Genomic DNA, 20509 nt, shown 5'->3' on the forward strand with positions numbered 1-20509 from the left:
AACTAATGCGGAGAACCAGCACCGGGCTCGTGGGAATGTCCCTCGGCCTGACTCTCAACATGCTCGCGCTTAGCGCGGCGAATGCACAAGCCGCGGCCGCTCCAACGCCGATTCCGACCGCGACACCGTACGCCGTTTCGAGCGGCGGAGAGGCACCGGCTTCGCCGATTCCGATTCCGTCGACCGTGATGCCGCCGGTACCGGTCGTCGATCCGGGCTTCGGCGCGCCCGACTTGAGCCAGCCCAACGCCGATATTGCGGGCGTGGCGCAAACTCCGTACGTTGGCCTCGCACTAAACGACGCGATCACGATGGCGCTGATGCGAAATCCGAGTCTCGCGATTTCGCAATCGAATCGCCGTATCGCCGCATATCAGGTCGTTGCTGCCGAAGGTGCGTACGACGTCAAATTTCAACTGCAGCCGTCGTATACGCACTCCGTCCAGCCGCCGACGAATCTCTTCCAAACGGGACCCAACGGCGGATCGTACACCACGGACACGCTCGGCGCGAACGCAGGGTTTTCGGGACAAACGGTCGGCGGGACTCACTATTCTGCAAGCGCTATCGGTTCGCGCACGACCAGCAATCTCGTAACCGATAGCTTCGACCCGTACTATCCGACCGCGTTCTCGTTCAACATCACGCAGCCGCTCGCACGTGGTTCGCACATGGACGATCCGCGGCGTCAACTCGAGCTTGCACGCATCAACGCGGATACCAACACCGACGACGCGCTCGCAACCGCCGAGCAGACGATCGCCAATGTCTCCGACGCGTATTGGGATCTGGTCGCGGCCTGGCGCAACGTTGCAATCCAAGAAGAAGGCTTGCGCAACGCGGTCGCGCAGGCGCAAAGCAATCAGCGTAAAGTTAAAGCCGGAAGTGCCGCGCCCGTCGACGTCGTCGAGACGAACGATCAGGTCGCCGAATTTCAGGGCAACGTTTTCTCGGCATTACAAACCGTTCAACAGTTGCAGACGCAGCTCAAGAGCTTGATTCTCGGGAACCCCGGCGATCCGGTATGGATGGCGAACCTCGTCCCGACCACGAGCGTCGCACAAGTTCCGAGCGAGCCGACGGTCGATCAAGTCTTGATTTCCGCGCTCGGCAATCGCCCGGAGATCGCGCAGATTCGGGACGCCCAGCGAGCAGCCGGCGTCAACGTCGCGTATGCGAAAGATCAACTCAAACCGCAGATCGATCTCGGCGTCGGCTACACGACGAACGGCTTTGCGGGGAATCCCGTCAATCCGCTTTCGAGCCCGGTCACCGGCCTGTTTATCACGGAAGCGAATTCGATCAATCAGCTGATCGCGATCGCAAACAAGTCGCTCGCGCCGGGTTCTCAACTTACGCCGCTGCCGCCGCTGAACTTTTCATCGCCCGGCTACGTGCAAGGCGGCTTGGGACAGTCCTACGACAATTTGTTCAACAACCGCTTTCCTACGTATTCGGCGCAAGTGACGATCGGGTTACCGCTGCAAAACCGTGCAGCGAAAGGTAACTACGACGCGGCGCTCGAGCAAGCGCGTTCAGTCACAATCAACGAGATCGCGCTTATTCAGCGTCTGAAGATGGAATCGGCGAACGCCGTGCAATCGCTTCGCGCAACGCACGCGCGTCTGATCGCGGCCACGACTGCACGCAAATCAGCTGAAGAAGTCTACGCGAGCGAGCTTCGCAAGTTCCGCGCGGGGACATCAACGACGTTCTTGGTGCTGCAACGCGTCCTCAATCTCGCGAACGACCGTGGACGTGAACTGCAGGCGCAGACCGATCTCAACAAAGCCCTCGTCGAGGTCAATCGCGTCGAAGGCAAGCTGCTCGCGGGAACAAACATCGACGCGGCGGCGCTCGGTACGCAGACGCTGATGCTAACGGGTTCGCAAGTCCCGGGCGCCGTCAGCGGTGGTGTTCCACCCAAGCCGCAACCCTCACCCTCGCCGAGCCAAACGGTCCCACCCGCAATCAGACCGTAAGGGTCGACAATGTGCGCCAATTAGACCGTAAGGGTTTTTGCGTAGCCGGCGGAGTGTAGCGCTAAACCGATCTCGTTCAAGATTATAGGATCGTCGATTGTAGCCGGCATGTTGTAGGGCTGGTCATCGGCGATCTTTTGAATGGTGGAACGTAGGATCTTTCCGGAGCGTGTCTTCGGCAAGCGCCCAACCACAATGGCGTGCTTGAATGCAGCGACCGGGCCGATGCGGTCGCGCACCATTTGCACGATCTCGCTCGTTATTGCGTCGTTCCCACGCCCGACGCCGGCTTTCAGCACGACGAATCCCAGCGGAATTTGACCTTTGAGCTCGTCGGCCACACCGACGACCGCACATTCCGCGACGTCCGGATGCGAGGCGAGGACTTCTTCCATCGCGCCGGTTGAAAGACGATGTCCGGCGACGTTGATGACGTCGTCGACGCGCGTCATAACGTACACGTAGTCGTCTTCATCGAGGTAGCCTGCGTCGCCGGTGCTGTAGTAACCGTCGAATGCCTCGAGGTACGCAGAACGAAAACGATCTTCGGCGTTCCAGAGCGTCGGCGACGAGCCGGGCGGCAATGGAAGCTTGCAACACAACGTACCTATCTCACCGGGTTTCACGTTGCGGCCTTCGGCGCCGAGCGCATGCACGTCCCAACCCGGCGCAGCTTTGGTCGGTGAGCCGGCTTTGATCGGCAGCATCTTACCGTCTGGTCCCTCGAGACCGACGTAGTTCGAGACGATGGCCGATCCGGTTTCCGTTTGCCACCAATGATCGATGACGGGGACGCGCAATTGTTCTTGCGCCCACGCGAGGGTCGGCGGATCGCAGCGTTCGCCTGCGAGAAACAGCGTGCGAAATCCCGAAAGGTCGTAGCGTGCGATCAGCTCGCCGTCCGGATCTTCACGCTTGATGGCGCGGAATGCTGTCGGCGCCGTGAATAGTGCGCGCACGTTGTGCTCCGAAACGATGCGCCAGAATACGCCCGCATCCGGTGTTCCAACCGGCTTGCCCTCGAAGAGAATAGTCGTGCAGCCCGCAAGCAGCGGGCCGTATACGATGTACGAGTGCCCGACAACCCAGCCCACATCGGATGCGGTCCAGAACACATCCGGCGATTCCATGCCGTAGATCATTTTCATGGTGTTGTGCACGGCGACGGCGTGTCCGCCGTTGTCGCGCACGACACCCTTTGGCTGGCCGGTCGTGCCGCTCGTGTAGAGAATGTAGAGCGGATCCGTAGCGAGTACCGGCGTGCACGGAACCGGCTGCGCAGACGCCATTAGCGCGGCCCATTCTCGATCGCGTCCGGGAACAATGGCAGCTTCTAATTGCGGACGTTGCAGGATAACGCACGCTGACGGCTTGTGGGAAGCGCGTTCGATTGCTTCGTCGAGCAGCGGCTTGTACGCGATCGTTCGCGCCGGCTCGATGCCGCAGGATGCCGATACGACAACGGTTGGTTTGCAGTCGTCGATGCGCACGGCGAGCTCGCGCGGCGCGAACCCGCCGAAGACGACCGAGTGGACGGCACCGAGTCGCGCGCACGCAAGCATCGCAATCGGCGCTTCGGGGACCATCGGCATGTAGAGAATGACGCGATCGCCGCGTTTCACGCCGAGCGCTGTGAGGACGCCGGCGAACCGCGCGACTTGGTCCAGCAGCTGATTGTACGTGTACTTGCGAATGGTCTGCGTGATCGGGCTATCGTAGATCAGCGCGACCTGCTCGCCACGGCCGTTTTCGACGTGACGGTCGAGCGCGTTATAACACGTGTTTAGCTCGCCGCCGGAAAACCACCGGTAAAACGGCGGACGCGAGCGATCCAGCACGCGATCCCATTTTTTGAACCACGTAATTTGCTCGGCCACTTCACCCCAGTAGCCCTCGGGGTCGCGTAGCGATCGCGCGTGAACGCGATCGTACGTGGGATTCAGGGCGAGAGTCCTTTGGTCGCCGCGCGATCGACGAGCCAGGTCAGTGTGCCGTGTTCCGGATTCAAGACCTGCGCGGGATAGAGATCGGGATTGCGAGCACCCGCCAAGACTTCCGCAAGCGCGGCCGCCTTGGCATCGCCGCCGGTCACAAGGACGATCGCGCGTGCGGCATTGATGGCGCGCGGCGTAAGCGTGATGCGATTCGTCGACAGCTTCTCGATGTACGTCGTCACGACCCAGCGTTGCGCATCGAATTGCGAGAACACGCCGGGAAAAAGCGAGGCAGTGTGTCCTTCCGGCCCCATCCCGAGGTAAACAAGATCGAGCACGGGCGTCTGGCCCAGCTCTTTGAGCAAGATTGCCTGATACTCGAGCGCGGCTTCTTCGGGCGCCGCTTCACCGCGCATGCGATGAACATTCTTCGCATCGATGCCGAGCGGATCGAACAAATTCTTCTTGGCCATGCCGTAGTTCGAATCCGGATTATCCGGCGACACGCAGCGTTCGTCGCCGAAGAAGAAGCGAACCGAGCCCCAGTCAACGCGCGAGCGAAGTGGTTCGGCTGCAAGCAAGGTAAACATAGCCTTGGGTGTCGAGCCGCCGGCGAGCGCGACGGTGAACGAGCCGCGTGCGGCGGTTGCATCGCGAGCCGCTAAAATGAAACGCTCGGCGCTCGAATTTGCGAGGGCGCCTTCGTCCGCGACGATTTCGAGTTTGCCGATTATTTGAGGAGTTCTCCGACCGTCTGCAGCGCTTCCACGAAGATTTCATCCGTACGATCGCCGAGAATGGCGCGTTCGACGAGCGAGGTGTTATCGATGGCTTGAAGCGGCACGTGCCGCTTGGCGCGTGCGAATCGTCCGGTCACTTCGAGGGCGAGCGTTTCGCCTTCGACGCGCGCCGCGTATGCCGAGGTCCCGGTTTCAAGCCGAACGCTCTGGACACGGCGAATGTCGCCCTCGCGCTTGCGTTCGAATGAGATGACGGAGCCGCGCCCGTCGACGAAGGTCGATTTGTCGCGCACGATCCAGCCGAGCCGGCTCGCGAGCCAGCCGCCGAGATACAGCATTTCCGAATCGGAGCCGGCGCTAATCGCGATTCTGCGAATCGCGGAAAGCTCGTCGCGCATCGACGGATCATCGAAGAATTGCGCGATTACGTCGCGCCACGGATCGAGCCGCATCCAAGCCAAGTCACCCAACGCGACGGCTTGCTTTCCGGCAAAAAAACTCGAGAATTCCCGCAGCGCATTCGGTTCGGTGTCGGTCCCGGACGAATCCAAGATCACATGTTCGACGACCTCGAGCAAGCCCGCGAACGTCTCGCTCGAGAAGAGACGATCGGCTGCCCACCACAGGACGCATTGAATGTCTTTGACGAGCAGCGCTTCGACGAATTGCACGCGCTGCGCAGCGCGAATCCCGTCGACACCGAGCTCGACGCCTTCCCGGAAGATCCGAGGTGCATCTTCATGATGCGGCTCTTGCGCCTTGATCTTCGTACCGTGGTGTCCCTTGATCCCGTCCAGAACGATCATACGTGATGGATGTTTGTCGGCAATTCGCCAGGCGCGTTCGGTGACCCACTCGCGATAGCGTTCGTTCTCGACGTAGACGACGAGATTCATCGTCGCCGTCGACGGCGTACCGCCGCGTGCCTCGCGCCACTCGAGACGAATCGCTTCGGTGTCGAACGCCGGCGCCGACGTGGTCAGATACGCCTCCAGCCGTCGTCTTCGTCAAAGAGCGCATCGGATGAGACTGGACCTTGGCTTCCGGCAGCGTAGTTGGGGAAGCTCGTGTCTTTGAGCATTTGCCAACGATCCAAAATCGGCGTGACCGCTTCCCATGCGGCCTCGACTGCGTCCCAGCGGGTGAACAGCGTTGCGTCGCCGCGCATTGCATCGCCGATCAAACGCTCGTACGCGGGTGCGGAGACGACGCCGAATCCCGTGCCATAGTTGAAATCCATCGAGACCGAACGGATGTGCATCTTCGGCCCGGGAACTTTCGCTGAGAATCGAATCGAGACGCCTTCTTCGGGTTGAATCTTCATTACGAGTGCATCGTGCTCGATGTCGTCGCTGCTTTCACCGAAGAGCCGGTGCGGAATGTCTTTGAAACGGATGGCGATCTCGCTGATCTTGCTCGCGAGGCGCTTGCCGCTCCGAAGATAAAACGGAACGCCGGCCCATCGCCAGTTGTCGACATAGAGTTTGACGGCCGCATACGTCTCGACGTTCGATTTCGGATTGACGTCGGGTTCGTTGCGGTAGCCCGGGACTTCTTGACCGTTGATCGTCCCTGCCGCGTATTGGCCGCGCGCCGCGAAATGAACGAGCTGATCGGGATCGATCGGCCGCAGCGCGCGCAGCACTTTCATCTTTTCATCGCGGATCGAGTCGGCGTCGGCCGCCACCGGCGGTTCCATACCGACCAGTGCGAAGAGATTGATGACGTGATTTTGGATCATGTCGCGTAGCGCGCCGGAGGTTTCGTAATAACCGCCGCGATGTTCGACGCCGACGGTTTCGGCGGCGGTAATCTGCACGGATTCTATGTAGCGGCGATCCCAAATCGGCTCGAACATGACGTTCGCAAAGCGCAGTGCCATGATGTCTTGTACGGGCTCTTTGCCGAGATAGTGATCGATCCGATAGACGTGCTTCTCGTCGAATACCTTGGTGATCTCGGCTTGCAGCGCGCGCGCCGAAGTGAGATCAATTCCAAAAGGTTTCTCAACGATGATCCTCGTCCAGCCCTTGGGATTGTCACGAGGGCCGAGTCCGGCCTCATCGAGCATGTCGACGATCTTGGTGAAGAGGCCAGGCGGCGTCGAGAGATAGAAGAGACGGTTGTTCTCGGTTCCGAGCTCCGTATCGTTGCGTTCGAGCGCGGCGCGCAGCTTCTTGTAGCACTTCGGATCGTCGAAGTCGCCGCTCACGTAAGAGACGTGCTTCGCGAAATCGCTCCAGAGCGGATCCTTGGCTGCGCCGCTGCGCGAAAACTCGTCGATGCTGGTCTTCATTTCAGCCCGGAAGCCGTCGTCGTCCCATTCCGTCCGTGAAAATCCGACGATACCGTACTTCACCGGCAGCACGTCGCCGAGCCGCAGGTTGTACATTGCCGGCATCAACATGCGCTTCATCAGGTCGCCGCTGGCGCCGAAGAAGATGACGTTGCACGGGTCCTTGATGCGATTTGTCGACAATCCCGCGCGTAGCGGGTTGCCATCGCTCGAACTCTTGGGCCGCAGAACCGTTTGTGCCATTATGCCTTCGCCGGTACGCCGTCTTTGGGAGGCGCTTCGTGCACGTCGTGCATGACCGCGTGACCACCGAATTGATTACGAAGTGCGGCGATGATCTTGGCGCTGAACGATTCATCTTGCCGTGACGCGAAGCGTGCCATCAGCGAGAGCGTGATCACCGGAGCTGGGACGTCTTCGTCGATCGCAGCTTGGACCGTCCAACGGCCCTCACCCGAATCGACGACGTAGCCTTTGATGTCGGCGAGGGTCGGGTCGTCGCGTAGCGCGATTTCGAGCAGCTCGAGGAGCCACGACCGAACGACGCTACCGCTTAGCCAGAGTTTCGCCAGTTTGTGGAGATCGTACTTGAACTGCGATTTCTCGAGTATCTCAAAGCCTTCGCCGTACGCCTGCAACAGGCCATACTCGATTCCGTTGTGCACCATCTTCGAGAAGTGTCCAGCCCCGACGTCGCCGACATGCGCGTAGCCGTCTTTCGGTGCAAGCGTCGTGAAGATCGGCTCGCACGTTTTTACGGACGCATTGTCGCCGCCGACCATCAGGCAATAGCCGTTCTCGAGGCCCCAAATGCCGCCGCTCGTTCCGGCATCGATGAAAGCGACGCCTTTGCCTTTGCAGATTCCGGCGCGGCGAATCGAATCTTTCCAATTGGAGTTGCCGCCGTCGATGATGATGTCGCCAGGCTTCATCACCTTGAGCAGGTTCTCCATCGTTTGCTCGGTCGGGGCGCCTGATGGAACCATCATCCACGCGATGCGCGGCGCGCTCAACTTGCCGACCAGATCTTCAAGCGAACTTGCGCCCGTTGCGCCGTCACCGGCGGCGGCTTTGACTGCATCCTTGTTGAAATCGAACGCGACGACCTTATGGCCTCCGCGCAGCAGGCGCGTGGTCATATTCGCGCCCATTTTGCCGAGGCCGATCATCCCTAATTCCATCGTTTACTTTCCTTTTTTAGTCGTCGGTTACCGTGCTGCGCCGGCCAAGAGACCTTGTTTCTCGGCGATCGCTTCGAGCAATTGGTTATACGAGTCGTCGAATGACTTGACGCCTTCGACCGTCAAGTCGGCTGTGATCTTGTCGAGCGAGATTCCGGCCGCTTTGAGATCGTCGAAAATCTTATGAGCGCCCACGTAGTCTGACTTAACCGTGTTCGGCGTGATCTTGCCGTGATCGAGCAGCGCGTCGAACGTTGCCGGTGGGATCGTATTTACCGTATTCGGGCCAACCAACGTCTCGACGTACATCAAGTCGTAGTACTTCGGATTCTTCGTCGACGTCGACGCCCACAACGGGCGTTGCGCCTTGGCGCCGTGGGCTTCGAGCTTCTTGAAGCGCTCGCTCGAAAAGAGTTTCTCGAACGTTTCGTACGCGATCCGCGCATTCGCGATCGCGGCTTTCCCGAGCAGCGGTTCGAGATTCTTTTGTCCGGCTGCGATCTTCGCATCCAATTCTTTGTCGACTTTGCCATCGATGCGTGAGAGGAAGAAGCTTGCAACCGACGCGATGCGGTCGATCTTACCGCCCGCTGCAACGCGCTTCTCGAGCCCCGCGATAAAGGCGTTGGCGGCCATCTCGTAGCTCGCGAGCGAGAAGAGCAGCGTGACGTTGACGTTGATGCCGTTCGCGATCGCTTCCGTGATCGCGGGACCGCCTTCTGGCGTTCCGGGGATCTTGATCATCAGATTCGGACGGTTGACTTCTTTCCAGAGCCGTTTCGCTGCGTCGACCGTCCGTTGTGTGTCATTCGCAAGGAGCGGCGAGACTTCGAGCGAGACGAATCCGTCGCCGCCGTTCGTCTTATCGTACAACGGACGGAACTCGTCGAGCGCCGCGCAGATGTCCTTCTCGGCCAGCGCTTCGAAGAGTTTTTGCGGGTCCGATTCTTTTCCGACGAGCGATTTGAGCTGTTCGTCGTAGTCGGTGCCGGTGTCGATCGCGTGCTCGAAGATCGTGGGGTTTGAGGTCATTCCGCGCAAGCCGTTGTCGATGAGCTTGCGGAGCTCGCCCGAGGCGAACATCGAACGACGGATGTTGTCGTACCAAATGCTCTGTCCGGCTGCCGTGAGTTGCTCGAGTTGATTCGGCATGATTACCCTTTCGATTTCAAACTAGACGCGCGCGAGTAATCCGGAGGCTACTTCCGCAACGCGCTCCGGTGTAAATCCATATTCTTTCGCAATCACGGTTGCGGGTGCGGATGCGCCGTACTTGTCGATTCCATACGCAAGGCCGTGATCGCCGACGTATTTGTGCCAGCCCATCGTTGCGCCGGCTTCGATTGACATGCGTGCGCGCACGGACTTCGGGAGCACGCTTTCGCGGTACGCATCGTTCTGTTGCTCGAAGAGCTCCCAGCTCGGCATGGAAACCACGCGTACCGCCGTGCCCTTGGCCTCGATCAGCTTGGCTGCGTCCATTGCGAGCGAGACTTCGGAACCGGTTGCGATGAGAATCAAATCGGGAGTCCCGGAGGCATCCTTCAATATATATGCGCCTTTCGACACGGCGGCATCGCGCGCGCCGAGGAACGGTACTTTTTGCCGGGTGAGCACGATCGTGTACGGACCCGTCCCCGGGCGCAGCATGCACTTCCAGGCCTCGAGCGTTTCGAGCGAATCCGCCGGACGCAGCGTCGTCATCCCGGGCGTTGCGCGCAGCGTTGCGAGCTGTTCGATCGGCTCGTGCGTCGGGCCGTCCTCGCCCAGGAACACGGAGTCATGCGTGAAGACGAAGATGACGCGTCCCTTGTTGATTGCGGCGAGCCGCACGGCCGGCTTCATATAGTCGAGGAAGTTGAAGAAGGTCGCAGTGTACGGCAAAAGACCGCCGTGCGCCTGAATGCCGTTAGCGATCGAACCCATGCCGTGCTCGCGCACGCCGAAGTGAACGTTGCGTCCGGCGTACGAACCCGGCGCGAAATCGCCAAGGTCTTTCATGTACGTCTTGGTCGACGGATCGAGGTCGGCCGAACCGCCGATCAACTCGGGAAGATCCTTTGCGATCGCGTTCATGACGGTGCCGCCTGCGTCGCGGGTAGCAACGCTGCCGTTCTCCGCATTGAACGCCGGCCAATTCAGCGTCGGCAATTTGCCCGAAAGCATCCGGTCGAGCTGCGCGGAGAGATCGGGGTTGCGCTTCTTGTAGTTGGCGTAGAGATCGTCCCAAGCTTTGACGGCTTTCGCGTTGTCGGCTGCGCGGTCACGCCAGAACGCGAGAACTTCGTCGGGGACGATGAAATCCGGTTCGGTCGGCCATCCGAAGTATTCTTTCGTCTTCTTGACATTGTCGGCGCCCAGCGGCTCACCATGCGCTGAGAACGTTCCCGCGCGCGGCGAACCGAAGCCGATTGTGGTGCGTACCGAGACGAGCGTCGGCTTGTCGGTATGCCGTTTTGCTTCGGTGATCACTTTGTCGAGCGCTTCGACGTCATTGGCATGTTCGGAATCGACGTGCATCGTGTGCCAACCGTACGCGTCAAATCGCTTGTTGACGTCTTCATCGAACGAAACGCTCGTCGGGCCCGCGAGCGAGACATAGTTGTCGTCGTAGAACATGATCAGCTTGCCGAGCGCGAGATGACCGGCAAGCGAGGCGGCTTCCGATGCGACGCCTTCCATCATGTCGCCGTCGCCGGCGATGCAATACGTGTAGTGATCGCAAATCTTCTCGTCGCGATTGAAGGCCGCGGCAAGATGCGCTTCCGCGACTGCCAGACCAACGGAGTTGCCGACGCCTTGACCCAGCGGTCCGGTCGTCACCTCGACGCCGGGCGTGTGACCGGCTTCCGGATGTCCGGGCGTTTTCGAGTGCCATTGACGGAATGCTTTGAGATCGTCGAGGCTCAAGTCGAATCCGGCAAGATACAGCATGCTGTAGAGCAGCGCCGAACCGTGACCGGCGGAGAGCACGAAACGATCGCGATTGAACCAATGCGGATTTTTCGGATCGTAGCGCAGATGTCGCGACCAAATCGTGTGCGCGAGCGCTGCAACGCCGAGCGGCAATCCCGGATGTCCCGAGTTCGCCTTTTGCACGGCGTCGATCGAGAGCATCCGAATCGTGTTGATGCGTTTCTCTTCGGCGGCTGAATTGGGCACGGACAATCTCCTTTTTATGGCGCTACGGCCCGGCCTTCGCGCCCCCCATGCGTTCGCATGGGGCCCCCAAACTGTCGAGCCCGCCGTTATTACGACAGGACTCGATTCCCCGAGGGGCTCGTAACAACATTGAGTTTTTCTGCGACGAATAGCCCTTCTGTTTTCAGGTACGCGCTCCCCGGCGGCCGGGCGTCACATCGCCGAATCCAGGGGCGGGGCAAGCTTAAGGGCGTATCAACGGCTGGTGAAGGTCGCTGAACTTCGTTCTACGATTGAGGCGTTGGTCGATGATTCTGCGAGCGGCGGGTCACGGCTGCGCGGCCCCGACGGCGCGGCAGTCGATGAGGTCATCGGGGCGCTTGATGACGGCACGCTGCGCGTCGCCGAGCCGAGTGCCGGCGGCTGGGTCACCAACGCCTGGGTGAAGCAGGCGATCTTGCTTTATTTTTCGCGGATGGACAGCTTGGTGATCGGAACGGAGGGAGCCGATGCGCTCGCGTTGCGCGGCGCACCCCCGTCGTACTACGACAAGCTGCCTACGAAGCGTAATTATAAGAAACTCGGAGCCCGCTGCGTCCCCGGCGGTATCGCGCGCTACGGTTCGTATCTTGGGAAAAACGCTATCCTGATGCCCGGTTTCGTGAACATCGGCGCGTACGTCGACGACGGGTCGATGGTCGATACATGGGCGACGGTCGGCTCGTGTGCACAAATCGGAAAGAACGTTCATTTGGCGGGGGGTGTCGGGATCGGCGGGGTTCTCGAACCACCCCAGGCACAACCGGTCATCGTCGAAGACGGAGCGTTCATCGGTTCGCGATGCATCGTCGTCGAGGGCGTTCGGATCGGGACGGAAGCTGTGCTGGGCGCGGGCGTGGTGATTACCGCAAGCACGCCGATCGTTGACGTTCGCGACACAACCCCACGTATCACCAAAGGTATCGTCGAACCACGCAGCGTCGTGATTCCAGGAAGCTTTCCAAAGAAGTTTCCGGCCGGCGAGTACGGCACACCGTGTGCGCTCGTCATCGGGACGCGCTCGGAAAGCACGGATCGTAAGACGTCGCTCAACGCCGTCTTGCGCGAGTTCGAGATCTCGGTATGAGAACGCCCGAATCGATGCTGACCGTCACCGACGTGCGCGTGCGCAAAGTGCTCGTGCCGATGCGCCGGCCGCTCGCCGTAGCGACGGGCGAAGTAAAGGTGGCGCCGCTTGTTCTCGTTGACGTCGCCACGGGCGACGGTCCGGCCGGATGCGCGTACGTATTCGTCTATGCGCCCTTTGCGCTCGAACCGGTTGCGAACGTCGTGGCACACTACGGTGAAGTCATTCGCGGGATGAAGCTCGCCCCACTCGACATCGAAGCCACATTACAAAGCAAGTTACGTTTGCTCGGACCGCAAGGGATCACGCTGATGGCGCTCGCGGCGGTCGACATGGCGGTCTGGGATGCGTTGGCGCGCTCGTTCGAACTTCCGCTTGCGACACTCTTAGGCGGGGCACCGCGTCCTATAGCGGCTTACAACAGCAACGGTCTGGGCATCATCGGGCCGGATCGCGCCGGAGTCGAAGCGCGCGAATTGCTGTCACCCGGATTTCATGCAGTCAAAGTGCGTTTGGGGTATCCGGAAGCCGTTACCGATCTCGCCGTCGTTCGCAACGTTCGCGGCGCAATCGGGCGCGACGTCGTGCTCATGGCAGATTACAATCAAGCGCTCTCGACTGCAGAAGCACTGCGGCGCGGGCGGATGCTCGACGACGAACATATCTTGTGGCTGGAAGAACCCGTGGCGGCCGACGATGCGCGCGGGCATGCGGAAGTCAGGCGCGGCGTGCGGACCGGGATTCAAACCGGTGAGAATTGGTGGGGGACGCATCCGATGGCGACGTTCCTCGATCAGTCCGCGTGCGATTATGCCATGCCTGATGCGCAGAAGATCGGTGGTGTCACGGGTTGGCTGCGCGCTGCGGCATTAGCAGAAGCGGCCGGCGTGCCGATGTCTTCACATCTCTATCCGGAGATCAGTGCCCACTTACTTGCGGTAACCCCGACGCGGCATTGGCTCGAGTACGTCGATTGGGCGCAGCCGATTCTGCGCGATGTGATCGAAGTCAAGGACGGAACGATAACCGCTTCGAGCGATTCAGGTTCCGGGATCGTGTGGAACGAGGACGCGATCCACGAATTCGAGGTCCGATGAGCTTGAATCCGCGCGTTACCGGAATCGAAGCCTCGGTCATCCGGTCGCTCAACGACCGCAAGAAACCGACGTCGATCGATCTTGGTTTGGGTGAGCCGGCGCTCTTTCCCACCATGGGATACTTCGAGCTTGCGACCCGATGGGTATCGGAACATGGCTGCCGTTACACGACGAACGCCGGTGATCCGGAATTGCGCAAAGCCGTCGCCGAGTACTATCACTATCCGAAGCTGTCCGGAGCCGAGAACGTCATCGCGACGCCCGGTTCGCAAGAGGCAGTCTATCTCACGATCAAAGCCCTCCTCGATCCGGCCAACGACGCGTTGATGGTCGTCGAACCGGCGTTTCCGTCATACGTGAAGTGCGCGCAAATGGAAGGCATTGCGTTGCAGCGTGTGCAGCTCATTGCAGAGGATCAATTTGCCTTCGATGCCGAGCGTATCGCGGCAGCGGTGACGCCGCAAACGCGCTTGATCGTGATCTGCTCGCCCTCCAATCCGACGGCACGCGCGATCACGCGCGCCCAAGCGGAGCGTTTAGCCGAGTTGCTCCTAGCGCGCGGCGGCGATCCGGTCTACGTCTTACACGACGAGATTTACCGTGAGCTGCTCTTCACGCAGGACGCAGGTTGGCTTGCGCAGGTGTACCCGTATACGATCGTCGTCAACTCGCTTTCGAAGAGTAATGCGCTTACCGGAATGCGCATGGGTTGGGTGCTCGCCCCTAAGGCTTGCGTTCCGACGATGTTGCGCGCGCATTCGTACATCGTCTCGACCGCAAACACGTTCGCGCAGCGGATGGCGCTCGAGATATTCCGGACGCCGGGCGGTCTTGCGGAACACGCCGCGTTTTATCGTGAGCAGCGGGCCGGCGCAATGAGCGCCTTGGATGATGTCGGGCTTCCTTACGCGCCGATCGACGGCTCGTTTTACGCGGCAGTCCACGTCGGCGACGGCGTCCCGACGCTCGAGTTCGCGCAGCGCTTGATTGAGGACGCCGACGTCGTCGCAATCCCCGGCTCGATCTTCGGCGCAAGCTTCGAAGGCTGGTTACGCTGCTCGTGGGTGGCTCCGATCGAGCGTGTACGCGAAGGTTTTCAGCGTATCGCGGGTAACGCTAGTATGTTGCGTACGTCTTAGGAGGTTGCCCGATGCAACTGACCGATTCCCAGGTCGCCCAATTCGACCGTGACGGGTTCATCCGCTTCGATCGTCTTTTTAGTGACGATGAAGTAGCGCTTCTCAAGTCGGAGATCAACCGCGTCTCGACCGCGCAATCTGATGCGATCATTCGCGAGCGAACCGGCTCGGTACGAACCGTTTACCGTGCACATGAGTCCGATGGGCCGACGGCATCACCCGCCTTTGGGCGCTTGGCACGTACGCCGCGTTTCCTGCGACCGGCGCAACAAGTCTTGCACGATGACAAGCTTTACGTCTATCACTGCAAGAGCAACATCAAGACTGCAATCGACGGTACGGTCTGGCTCTGGCATCAAGATTACGGATATTGGCAGCATGATGGCGTGCCGACGTCTCAGATGGCGACGTTCCTCGTGATGCTCGATGAGGCCACGGAATTCAGCGGATGTCTCTACTTCGTTCCGGGTAGTCACAAAGGTGACACTCTTCCCGCTTACAAGGACGAGCTCACAACGTCGTATCCGCAGTGGGCGATCGAGAAGCAATCGATGATCGATCTGCTCCGCAAAGGTCCGCGTCCGGCCGCGATTACGGGCGGACCCGGTACTGCGGTCTTGTTCCATTGCAAGATGGTGCACGGTTCGGGACACAACCTCGCACCGAACGATCGCTGGCATCACTATATCGCGTACAACACGGTCGCGAACAAGCCGAATCCGATTCCGGCGAATCCGCGCCCCGATTATGTCGTGTCGCGTAACTACAAGCCGCTCGAGCTGCTCTCGAACGACGATCTGCGAGAAGCCGTTCCGGTTTAACTACCTGGTGCGAGCGTAGCGGCGTACGCTCTGGACGACACGACTCAGCCTTTCAAAACTTGCTTGCGGCGCTCGATCATGCCGAGAAATTTTTCGAGCTCGGCCGGATTCACGGAATAGCTGTGCTCGTCATCAGGAAACGTGCCGGCCTTAACCTCGGAAACATACTGCTTGATGCCCGAGACGGCGACTTCGGTCAGGTTGGTGAAACGCTTCGTGAATTTCGGTTTGAAATCGGTGAAGACGCCGAGCAGATCGTAGCAGAGGAGAATCTGCCCGTCTGTGCCCACGCCGGCGCCGATTCCGATCGTTGGGATCTCGAGCTCTTTCGAAATCGCGGCGGCGATCGGCGCCGGCACGGCTTCGAATTCGAGCATGAAACAGCCGGCTTCTTGAATTGCAAGCGCGTCCTCGAGAATCTTGAACGCATCGACGGCAGTCCGGCCCTGTACGCGGAAGCCGCCGAACATCGCGACGGTGTGCGGCGTGAGGCCGATGTGCGACGCGGTCGGAATCCCGGAATCAACCAGAGCTTTCAGGATGTGGGCTTGACTCTTGCCGCCCTGCGGCTTAACCGCATCGCAGCCGGCGTCTTGCATGAAGCGCGTCGCATTTTGCAGCGCGCGGTCGACGGTGTTGTAGCTTTGATACGGCATGCAGCCGAGCACGAACGTGTTTGGCGCGCCGCGGCGAACCGCCAGCGAGTGCAGGACCATCATGTCCATCGTGGCCGGGATCGTATTCGGATGTCCGTGCGCAACCATCGCCAGGCTGTCGCCGACTACCGCAACGTCGACGCCGGCCATCTCGGCCCAGCGTGCCGACGTGTAGTCGGGAACCGACATATAGACGAGCTTCTCGCCGGTTTGCTTTGAGTCGCGAATCTCGGTGATCGTGCGCTTCTTGCGTTCGTCCGCCATCAGGTGCGTGCCGGGCCGATCCAGACGGTTTGAATGTTCGTGAACTCGTGCGTTCCGAAGGCGGAGAGCTCGCGGCCATATCCACTGCGCTTGACGCCGCCGAACGGAAGGCGCGTGTCGCTCGCAGTCATGCCGTTGATGAAGACGCCACCGGTTTCCATGTCGCCGGCGAGCTTTGTCGCGCGCTCGATGTCGGTAGTCCAGAGATTTCCGCCCAAACCGAAATCGGAATCATTGGCAAGCGCGATAGCCTCGCGCGCATCTACCGCGCGTATAACAGCCGCAGCCGGGCCGAACGTCTCTTGTTCAAACATCGGCATCCCGGGTGCGACGTCGGAGACGATCGTCGGCTCGAGAAAATAACCCTTGCGCGCCGGTTTCTTGCCGCCGGTTGCGATCCTTGCGCCCCTGGCTGCCGTGCTTTCGATCTGCTCGTACAACGCGTCGCGCAGATCGGCGCGCGCCATCGGCCCAAGTTTATTGGCGCGATCGCTCGGGTCACCGAATGTCAGCGCCTTGGCTTGCGCCACGAACCGCTCGAGAAACGCATCGTAGACTGAGGCTTCGACGATGAAACGCTTGGCGGCGATGCAGCTCTGTCCGGTATTTTGAAAACGCGCACGCACCGCGAACTGCGCGGCGAGATCGAGATCCGCGTCGCCGAGCACGATGAAGGGATCGCTTCCACCCAGCTCCAGGACGCACTTCTTGAGATTTTTTCCCGCCGCAGCAGCCACGGTCGAACCAGTTGCATCGCTACCCGTCAACGTTACGGCTGCGATGCGTTTGTCGTCGATCAGCTTCGTCACCTCGCTGCCGGGGACGATGATCGCGGTGACGACGTTCGGGAACCCGGCGTCGGCGAAGAGTTTTTCGATCGCAACCGCGCAGCCTGTCACGTTGCTCGCGTGTTTGAGGACGGTCGTGTTTCCGGCCATGATCGCTGCCGCGCCGAAGCGAAAAACTTGCCAAAATGGAAAGTTCCACGGCATGACGGCGAGGATGACGCCCAGCGGACGAAATGCGACATAGCTTTCGGTCGCGTTCGAGCCGTGCGGTTGGTCGCGCAAATATTCTTCGGCGTGATCGGCGAAGTAGTCGCACGCACCGGCGCACTTGTCGATCTCGGCTTCCGCCTCGGCGATGGGCTTGCCCATCTCGCGCGTGATCAGCGCAGCGTATTCGGGTTTGCGTGCGCGGAGCACCTCGCCGGCTCTGTGCATGGCCACGGAGCGTTCCGCGAAGCGCGTCGTGCGCCAAGCGCGGTATCCGGTCGATGCACGCTCGAGCGCCGCATCGATGCGCCCCGCCGAAAACGGCTCAAACCGTTCGAGAGGTTGCTCGGTGCTCGGATCAACGGTGACGATTGGATTCAGTGTTTGCGTGCTCATGGAGCTCCTTTCTTCCAAGGAGTCTTACCGCACGGTGGGGCCTTCGTACACTTCCACCATGTGGGTGGGATGAAAATACGTGCGAGCCACGCGTTGAATCGCATCGGCGCCGATCGAGGCGTATCGTTGCGAGAGCGTGGCGTAGTAGTTGAGCGGGAGATCGTTCTGAACGATGTTGAGTAGGTCGCCGACCAACGTCCCCTTGTCCTGTTCGGCGATCACGGTTTCCCCGATGATGCGGCTGCGCGCGCGCTCGAGCTCGCTTTCCGCTACGGGTTCGTCTTGCATTCGTCGCATTTCGCCTTTGACGAGATTAACCGCACGATTGACGTTTTGCGGCGAGGCGCGCAAGCCGATTTCGAAGATCCCGCGGTCAACGCCCGCGTCGAGCGCCGAATAGACCGTATATGCCAGTCCGCGGCGCATCCGGACTTCCTTGAAGAGCCGTGAATCAAAGGAGTTGCCGCCGAAGATTTGATCGAGCAGCGAAAACGCGTCGAAGTCCGACGAGCTGCGTGAGATTCCCGGTTCGCCCATACGAACGGCGACGTCGTTCGATTGGGTCGGAACGTCAATCGCCCCGCCTTTCGGTTGCGGAAGCGGCGGAAGCGAGAGATCGACGGGCGATCCCGTGGCTTTCCAATCTCCGAGTGCTGCCGCTACCGCGTCCCGAACGTCGCTCGCTTTCACGTCTCCGACGACGACGAGCACGGTGTTTTCGGGACGGAGCAATCGCGAAGCAAAAGTCCGCAAATCGGGAAGCGTTATTGCATTCAGCGAAGCCGCCGTCGGCTCGCGCAGCTGCGGGTCGTCGGGCGGAAGAAGTGCGGCTTCGAAGGCGCGAGCCGCCCGGAATTGCGGATCGAAATCGCGGCGTTCGACTTGCGCGCGAATCGAATCGCGCACGAGGCTAAAGAACTCGGGCGGTAACGCCGGTTCCTTGAGATCGTCCGCGATCAGGCCGAGCAGCTGCGGAAAATCGCGGGCGAGTCCGCGGGCCCCAAAACTTCCACCGTAACTGACGTCGGCGGCGAGATTGTCTGCGATCGAGCGTTGCGCGTCGAAATCGTAACGCACGGAGCCGTACGCCATCATCGACGTCAGCATCACACTCATGCCTTCTTGTCCGGGCGGATCGCTACGCGGTGAATTCCGGACGCTACCCGCAATTGAGACTGTGGGATTGTCGCGAGCTTCCTGGACTAGAAGCTTGAGGCCGTTGGGAAGCGTATACGCCACGGGTTGTACGTGCGAGGCAAGAGGGGCCGTCGTAGCGAGCATCGCGCGGATCCAAGGAGCCTCGACGATTTTCCCGGTCGGAACACGTCCACTGAACGAATCGTTGATCGCGGTTGCGCTGGGATTGATCGGTCGCGGTTGGGCTGAACCCGGTTTCTCCATCTGCGGGCGGACATACGCCACGACCGTTGGTCTTGCGAACATCGTTCGCGCGGCTTCTTGAATCTGTGCGCGTGTTTCGTTTGCGATGTCAATGTTGTCGTGATTCGGGTAGCTTCCGTGCTCGACGCCGAACGAGTTTCCGACCAGGTCGCCGAGCCCCGTGAGCGAGTCCGCATCATAGACGTCTTGCACGATCGCTGCGCGCTTGGCCGCATCAATGAGATCCTGCGGAAAATTCTCTACGAACGTCTGCCTGAAGGCGCTCTCCCACGCGATCCGGGCTTCACTCGGAGTTCTTCCCGGCGCGAGCGTGATCAGCAGATGAAACATGCTGCCCCGCATCGTGAGAACCGGCGTCGCCGAATACTGAAGTGCGATCTGGTTATTCACGAGCGCGGAGCGAATCGGCGAGCGCGCATCTTCGCAGGCAAGCGCGATCAGGATCGGAGCGATGACCTTGCGGTCGGTTTGACCCGGGATCGCGTATGCAAAATCAACCGTTCCGAACGGAACATCAGCCGTTTGCGTGATCGATTCGCCGGCATGCACCACCGGCGGCGCCGTAAATGCTTTGGGGACCGCGCGTCGCGGAATTCGACCGAAGTCCCCTTCCGCCATTGCAAATGCCTCGGCGGGTTTGATGTCTCCCGTCAATACGAGGACGGCGTTGTTCGGTGCATACCAACGCTGATAATACTTGCGCAAATCGGCGGCCGTCGAACGTACGATGTCCTCGCGGTTGCCGAGCGCACCACGTCCGAGCGGATCGTTCGCGCCGTAGGCCGCACGGTTGACGCTCATCACCATCTTGCCGACCGGATCGGAATAATCCGCGGCATATTCTTGCAGTACCGCCCCCTTTTCGAGCTTCCAGAGGCTCTCCGAGAGCGAGAGATGCTGCATTCGATCGGCCTCGATGCGCATCCACAGGTCGAGACGATCGCGCGGCACCACCGCATAGAGATGCGTTACGTCCGTATTCGTCTCGGCGTTGACTTGAGCGCCCATGCGCGAGATTACGTCGTCGAGTCCGGCGTCTGAGAGCGACGGCGTTCCGCGAAACATCATGTGTTCGAGGCCGTGCGCGAGTCCGGTTTTGCCCGGCGTCTCTTCATTCGCGCCGAAGCCATAGTAGAGCGCGACCTCGACGACAGGAACAGCGTGCGATTCCGCAACGACGACTTTCAAGCCGTTCGCGAGGACTTTCGAAGTCACGGCTCGCGGCGGAAACTCGTTTGGATTCGGCACCGCTGCATTTACGCTGCCGGACGGCAGCTGGAGCGAAACGATTGCAACGAAGGCGAAGATGAGAAGTAAGCGGCGGATCAAGACGACAGCCG

General features: G+C 60.5%; 15 protein-coding genes. 5 read left to right on the plus strand and 10 right to left on the minus strand.

Features of this window, described 5'->3' with window-relative positions; translation table 11 throughout:
• The first annotated feature begins 5 nt into the window (after positions 1-5).
• Positions 6-1982 (plus strand): TolC family protein, encoded by a 1977-nt coding sequence (locus VGG22_03615; protein ID HEY1727452.1) that lies wholly within the window; start codon positions 6-8, stop codon positions 1980-1982.
• A 20-nt stretch (positions 1983-2002) separates the two neighbouring features.
• Here VGG22_03615 and VGG22_03620 read toward each other — a convergent pair whose 3' ends face one another.
• The 7 genes from VGG22_03620 to tkt form a co-directional block, all read right to left on the minus strand.
• Positions 2003-3964, minus strand: coding sequence for a propionyl-CoA synthetase (locus VGG22_03620; GenBank protein HEY1727453.1), 1962 nt, complete (start codon positions 3962-3964; stop codon positions 2003-2005).
• A complete protein-coding gene (gene pgl / locus VGG22_03625) occupies positions 3922-4650 on the minus strand; it encodes a 6-phosphogluconolactonase (protein ID HEY1727454.1) in 729 nt (242 codons plus the stop codon). Before pgl ends, VGG22_03620 begins: the two co-directional genes overlap by 43 nt.
• Positions 4647-5552: a glucose-6-phosphate dehydrogenase assembly protein OpcA gene (locus VGG22_03630; GenBank protein HEY1727455.1), complete on the minus strand. Its 906-nt coding sequence runs from the start codon at positions 5550-5552 to the stop codon at positions 4647-4649. The genes pgl and VGG22_03630 overlap by 4 nt, the downstream gene beginning before the upstream one ends.
• Positions 5553-5635: 83 nt before the next feature.
• Positions 5636-7195 (minus strand): glucose-6-phosphate dehydrogenase, encoded by a 1560-nt coding sequence (gene zwf / locus VGG22_03635; GenBank protein HEY1727456.1) that lies wholly within the window; start codon positions 7193-7195, stop codon positions 5636-5638.
• Positions 7195-8121 (minus strand): decarboxylating 6-phosphogluconate dehydrogenase, encoded by a 927-nt coding sequence (gene gnd, locus VGG22_03640; GenBank protein HEY1727457.1) that lies wholly within the window; start codon positions 8119-8121, stop codon positions 7195-7197. The genes zwf and gnd overlap by 1 nt, the downstream gene beginning before the upstream one ends.
• Before the next feature lie 39 nt (positions 8122-8160).
• A complete protein-coding gene (tal, locus tag VGG22_03645; protein HEY1727458.1) occupies positions 8161-9285 on the minus strand; it encodes a transaldolase in 1125 nt (374 codons plus the stop codon).
• A 21-nt stretch (positions 9286-9306) separates the two neighbouring features.
• Entirely contained in the window at positions 9307-11295 is a 1989-nt protein-coding gene (tkt, locus tag VGG22_03650) for a transketolase (GenBank protein HEY1727459.1), read from the minus strand.
• Positions 11296-11539: 244 nt separating this feature from the next.
• Between tkt and VGG22_03655 the strand changes: the two genes are divergently transcribed.
• From VGG22_03655 to VGG22_03670, 4 genes are read left to right on the plus strand one after another with little or no spacing between them, the layout of a single operon-like run.
• Positions 11540-12400, plus strand: a complete 861-nt coding sequence (locus VGG22_03655) for a 2,3,4,5-tetrahydropyridine-2,6-dicarboxylate N-succinyltransferase (protein ID HEY1727460.1) — start codon at positions 11540-11542, stop codon at positions 12398-12400.
• Positions 12397-13497, plus strand: coding sequence for an enolase C-terminal domain-like protein (locus VGG22_03660; protein HEY1727461.1), 1101 nt, complete (start codon positions 12397-12399; stop codon positions 13495-13497). Before VGG22_03655 ends, VGG22_03660 begins: the two co-directional genes overlap by 4 nt.
• Positions 13494-14636 carry a pyridoxal phosphate-dependent aminotransferase gene (locus tag VGG22_03665; protein HEY1727462.1) on the plus strand — a complete coding sequence of 381 codons (1143 nt, stop codon included), beginning with the start codon at positions 13494-13496 and terminating at the stop codon, positions 14634-14636. Before VGG22_03660 ends, VGG22_03665 begins: the two co-directional genes overlap by 4 nt.
• 11 nt (positions 14637-14647) lie before the next feature.
• Entirely contained in the window at positions 14648-15457 is an 810-nt protein-coding gene (locus tag VGG22_03670) for a phytanoyl-CoA dioxygenase family protein (protein ID HEY1727463.1), read from the plus strand.
• Positions 15458-15501: 44 nt separating this feature from the next.
• On the opposite strand, the gene panB is transcribed toward VGG22_03670, so the two are convergent.
• The 3 genes from panB to VGG22_03685 are packed head-to-tail and all read right to left on the minus strand — an operon-like array spanning position 15502 to position 20498.
• Positions 15502-16377, minus strand: coding sequence for a 3-methyl-2-oxobutanoate hydroxymethyltransferase (gene panB / locus VGG22_03675; GenBank protein ID HEY1727464.1), 876 nt, complete (start codon positions 16375-16377; stop codon positions 15502-15504).
• Positions 16377-17768, minus strand: a complete 1392-nt coding sequence (locus tag VGG22_03680; GenBank protein HEY1727465.1) for an NAD-dependent succinate-semialdehyde dehydrogenase — start codon at positions 17766-17768, stop codon at positions 16377-16379. Before VGG22_03680 ends, panB begins: the two co-directional genes overlap by 1 nt.
• 24 nt (positions 17769-17792) lie before the next feature.
• Positions 17793-20498: a pitrilysin family protein gene (locus VGG22_03685; GenBank protein HEY1727466.1), complete on the minus strand. Its 2706-nt coding sequence runs from the start codon at positions 20496-20498 to the stop codon at positions 17793-17795.
• Positions 20499-20509 lie beyond the last annotated feature (11 nt).

The organism is Candidatus Baltobacteraceae bacterium (assembly GCA_036489885.1).
Lineage (GTDB): Bacteria > Vulcanimicrobiota > Vulcanimicrobiia > Vulcanimicrobiales > Vulcanimicrobiaceae > JAFAMS01.

Bases quoted from the DNA above. Each gene is read 5' to 3' on its own strand.
- zwf (HEY1727456.1), bottom strand. From the start codon at position 7,195: ATGGCACAAACGGTTCTGCGGCCCAAGAGTTCGAGCGATGGCAACCCG.
- VGG22_03680 (HEY1727465.1), bottom strand. From the start codon at position 17,768: ATGAGCACGCAAACACTGAATCCAATCGTCACCGTTGATCCGAGCACC.
- tal (HEY1727458.1), bottom strand. From the start codon at position 9,285: ATGCCGAATCAACTCGAGCAACTCACGGCAGCCGGACAGAGCATTTGG.
- VGG22_03630 (HEY1727455.1), bottom strand. From the start codon at position 5,552: ATGAATCTCGTCGTCTACGTCGAGAACGAACGCTATCGCGAGTGGGTC.
- panB (HEY1727464.1), bottom strand. From the start codon at position 16,377: ATGGCGGACGAACGCAAGAAGCGCACGATCACCGAGATTCGCGACTCA.
- VGG22_03670 (HEY1727463.1), top strand. From the start codon at position 14,648: ATGCAACTGACCGATTCCCAGGTCGCCCAATTCGACCGTGACGGGTTC.
- VGG22_03665 (HEY1727462.1), top strand. From the start codon at position 13,494: ATGAGCTTGAATCCGCGCGTTACCGGAATCGAAGCCTCGGTCATCCGG.
- gnd (HEY1727457.1), bottom strand. From the start codon at position 8,121: ATGATCGGCCTCGGCAAAATGGGCGCGAATATGACCACGCGCCTGCTG.
- VGG22_03615 (HEY1727452.1), top strand. From the start codon at position 6: ATGCGGAGAACCAGCACCGGGCTCGTGGGAATGTCCCTCGGCCTGACT.
- VGG22_03660 (HEY1727461.1), top strand. From the start codon at position 12,397: ATGAGAACGCCCGAATCGATGCTGACCGTCACCGACGTGCGCGTGCGC.